We start from the raw sequence: 3,938 nt of genomic DNA on the forward strand, positions 1-3,938 counted from the left end.
CAGGTTCAACCACCAGCTCCACCAAGCCGGCCAGCCTTGGGTCCAGAACGGACCGCTCAGAATAATGCAGATGCCGCTCCAGAATGAGGCGGAAATCGCGAGAAACATGCCGAGCCGATGGATGCCGAGTGTGCCGATCGAATAGCCGATGGCATCACGAAAGAATGTATTTTCATGTTCCGCGGTCTTCGCCGTCTCGCCGGCCGGCGGGTTGATCGCCGACAGCACGAGCGAGGCATGCAGCGAAAGGGCCAGCACATTGGTAAAAAAGAAAGTGATCGCCAGCATGTGTGCTGGATTGTAATGAAACGACAAATACTGATAGCCGACGTTGGAAACCCAATCGAGATGGCTGATGATACCGTAGGGAAAACCGTTCCCCCAGGCGCCGAGCAAAAGCGGGCGGATCACCACCAGGCTGACATAGGCAAAAATGGCGAAGCTAAAGGCAAACGGGACATGGAGGCCCATGCCAAGCTTGCGTGCGATCTCCGCCTGACGGAGTGCCCAGGACACAAAAGCGCCAATCGCGCAAATGGTAATCAGTTGCCAGAGACCGCCCTGCGCCAGCGGCGCGAGACCAAGACCGACGCTCAGCGGCGGCGGCGCGATACTGATGCGCCAGATATTGCCTGTGCCCTGTAATGCGGCGCCCCAAGCGATCAGCGCCGTGCCGAGCGCGGCAAAGAAAATCGTCGTGACACCGAAAAACCCGACATAGAACGGCCCCACCCAGAAATCGAACAAATCGCCGCCGAGCAAAGTTCCGCCTCGTACTCGATATTTTTTTTCGAAACTCAACATCGCCATCTCTGGGTCCTCCGATCGACCGGTGGTGCCGCGACCATCGCGGCGCGTCGTCCAGGAGACGGGCGCGAGCGGCGCACCATACCACCCACGCCCGCCCGTGTTTGGGCATAGCCAAGACGTAAGACAAAGGCCTCGTCAGCCAGCGCCGTAAGCAGGCGTTGGCCTCACGCACTTAACCCTTCGACGCCGGCAACGCGGAGTTCTGCGGTGCAGACATCGTCGGCTGTGGTCCATCCAGCCAGTTGAATCGATTTGTACTCAGCAGGATGAAGTGGATCAGCAGCGCGAGCGCGAACAGAAAAACGAAGAGCGCGATCAATGCGCGTCTTGGGTCGAAGAGCAGCCAAATCTTGTACATGTCGCTCTCCATCAGGTAAGGAAAGTGATCGCGTGTCCGATAAGCGTATGCGCATGATCGAGCATCCCGGTCTGATAACCATGCACGCCCGGAAGCCACGGGCGCCAAATCCAGGCCAGGATATGCGCGATGATCGCAACGACGAGGAACACGATGAAGCTTGACATGAAGATACTGTGGAACTCCCTCGCCTCCTCATCGGTCAGACCGGATAACGATCCCGGCCGTGGTGTGGTACTACTCGACATTACTTTCTCCTCCGTAACGGCCTTGCGGCCTCTACCGCGCATGTCCCGCGCGGCGGGGATCGTCGCGGCCGTATCGGCCGTGACAGATGCGCCACCCGGCGACGCCAGGTGGACGTTCCGGCAAGCGCGCGTTTCATGCGACACCCGCCATTAGCTCATCGAGCGCGCGTCGTGCGCGCGCTGCCGTGACGCGCTCCTCTGCCGCCGCGCGCGCCTCGCGCTCAATCCGCTCGCGGGCATGCTTGGTCGCCGAGATCCGCACCAAAAACGGGGTTGCCGCGACATGCGCCTCGAGCAGATCGAGCGCCTCCGCCTCCCACGGCAATGCGCCCTGGCCGCGCGCTGGTACCGGCGTCGGATCAACGCGATCGAGTTCGCTCGCCAATGGCAAAACATGAAACAGCGCGTCAAACAGCGCATTGCAAAATTCCTGCACGAGATAGGTCGCGCCGGCATACCCCATGAACGGTGTCCCGGTGGCACGACGAATGATCGCGCCGGGGAAGGATGCGGGAATGTAAACGGCGCGGCCGCCGAGTTCAGCGACATACATCCTCTCGTTGTAGGATCCATAGAGTACCAGAGGCATTTTTTCACGGAGCGCCGCGCGGACGGCCTCATTGTCGGGCTTCATGCCAGGGCGGCGGGAAATCGCGAAGCGGCATGGAATACCCATCTCGCCCTCGAGAAAGCGGCGAAGACCCTGGGCGTAGGTTTCGCTCGCCACCACCGCGAAAGACGCGGAGGCAAAGAAATCTTGTGTCACGCTGCGCCACAAATCCCAGATTGGCTTGATCGTCGTGTGTTTTTCGCGCTCGATGAAGGGCTCGGGGTCGCATCCCGCCACCTCGCCGAGCCGGCGCAGGAACTGAGTCGTCGAAAACAAGCCGATTGGTGCCTGAAGATAGGGGCGATCCAACGCCTCGCAGAGTTTTCGACCGAATTCGCGATACATGACGATATTGACGTCGGCGTCTGCGAGACGCGGGATCTCCTCGAGATGACAGCCGAGCGGAAAGACCAGATTCACCTCACAGCCAGCCCCTTCGACGAGGCGCCGAACTTCGGCGAGGTCAGAGGGCATGTTGAACGTGCCATAGATCGGCCCAATGATGTTCACACGCGGCTTGCTGGCGGGCGAACGTTCCTCGCGCCGCCGGCTGCGGCCGCGCTTGGCGCCAAATTCCGTCCACAACCAATTGAGCGCGCGATCCGCGCTCTGCCACTGATCCTCGTCGATAGTGCGCGGAATGAAGCGAAGTGTATTGGTCCCCTCCGGCGTCACGCCGCCGCCAATCATCTCGGCGATGCTGCCAGTCACCACCACGGCGGGCATATCGGGATCCTGCGTCTCGCGCGCCCGCCGCATCGCCACCTCGGTGCCATTCATCGAGAGCGCGTCTTCCGAGAGCCCGGTGACGACGATCGGTAATTCGTGTGGCGGCAACGCGTCGGTGTAGTGAAGGACCGCGGTGACGGGCAGATTTTCGCAGCCGACCGGGCCATCGATTACCACCCGCAGGCCGCGCACCGCGCTGAAGGCATAAACGGCGCCCCAATAGCCGCCGGCGCGATCATGATCGAGCACCAACATCGTCAGCTCCCGACCGCTTCGGCGGCGCGGCTTCGCGCCAGGCGCGCCGAGCGGGCGCGCTCACGGGCACCTGGCGGCGCCTTCGGCACATCCGCCCAGCCATAGCCCGACGCCTCGTCGCGTCCCACCGCATCGAAGAACGACACCATGCGCGCCAAGCGTTCGCGCCCGCGAAGCTGCGTGGTGACGGTCTCGGCGAGAGCTGCCGCACCGCTTGCGCCAAATAGCGGCCGCGCCGAGACAATGTTGGTGAAATAGACCGCGGGAATACCGGATTCCTTTGCTTTCTGCACAAGTGGCGTGGTGCCGAACACGAGATCGGGGCACGCCGCGCGCATCGCAGCGACGTCTTGCTCGAGCGAGGCGCGATATTGCACATGCGCGCCGTTGGCGATGAGCCAGTCACGGTCGGCTTGGCTCCATTCGGTCGCCGGACATGCGGTGCCGACATACGGCACTTCCGCGCCCGCCTCGATCAACAGGCGGGCGACCAGCAATTCCGAACCTTCATAGCCCGAGACGATGATGCGCGCCGCAAGCGGATGGGCAGCGAGCGCGGCGGTGATCTTCGGCAGAGCGGCAGCCTTGGCGGCATCGATGGCAGCAGCGTCAATGCCAATGGCGCGTCCGAGGGTTTCGAGCCAGGCCGCGGTTCCCGCGAGGCCAACCGGTGCCGATCCCACCACCGGCCGGCCAGCGGCATGGAATTCGCGCACCGAGGCGGTATAAAACGGATGCACCGCGGCGGCAGCGACACTATCGAGCGCCGCGTAGAGATCGCGCCATTCGCGTGCTGGGAGTGGCGGCGCGACACCGAGCCCCATCGGCGCGAGCAGCGCCGCGATGCCGACCGGATCGGCGGGAAACAGTTCGCCGATGAGCGCGACCGTTGGCAGAGCCCCGGTGCGCCGCGCGCGCGGGCGGGCAA

Annotated in this window: 5 protein-coding genes; all 5 read right to left on the reverse strand. The window is 63.1% G+C overall.

Annotated features, from left to right (window positions below; all coding sequences use genetic code 11):
- The coding region (gene pufL / locus ACP5M5_RS14395) for a photosynthetic reaction center subunit L (RefSeq protein ID WP_427938496.1) at positions 1-762 on the reverse strand (762 nt) is incomplete at its 3' end.
- Between the two features lie 220 nt (positions 763-982).
- Complete coding sequence (gene pufA / locus ACP5M5_RS14400) at positions 983-1,168, reverse strand: light-harvesting antenna LH1, alpha subunit (protein WP_427938498.1); 186 nt, start codon at positions 1,166-1,168, stop codon at positions 983-985.
- A gap of 11 nt (positions 1,169-1,179) precedes the next feature.
- Entirely contained in the window at positions 1,180-1,416 is a 237-nt protein-coding gene (pufB, locus tag ACP5M5_RS14405) for a light-harvesting antenna LH1, beta subunit (RefSeq protein ID WP_427938500.1), read from the reverse strand.
- Between the two features lie 133 nt (positions 1,417-1,549).
- Complete coding sequence (gene bchZ / locus ACP5M5_RS14410) at positions 1,550-3,010, reverse strand: chlorophyllide a reductase subunit Z (protein ID WP_427938502.1); 1,461 nt, start codon at positions 3,008-3,010, stop codon at positions 1,550-1,552.
- 2 nt (positions 3,011-3,012) lie between these two features.
- Positions 3,013-3,938: nitrogenase component 1 (locus ACP5M5_RS14415; RefSeq protein WP_427938504.1), on the reverse strand; the 926-nt coding region annotated here is incomplete at its 5' end.

It is taken from the genome of Acidibrevibacterium sp. (genome assembly GCF_049965395.1).
GTDB classification, from domain to species: domain Bacteria; phylum Pseudomonadota; class Alphaproteobacteria; order Acetobacterales; family Acetobacteraceae; genus Acidibrevibacterium; species Acidibrevibacterium fodinaquatile.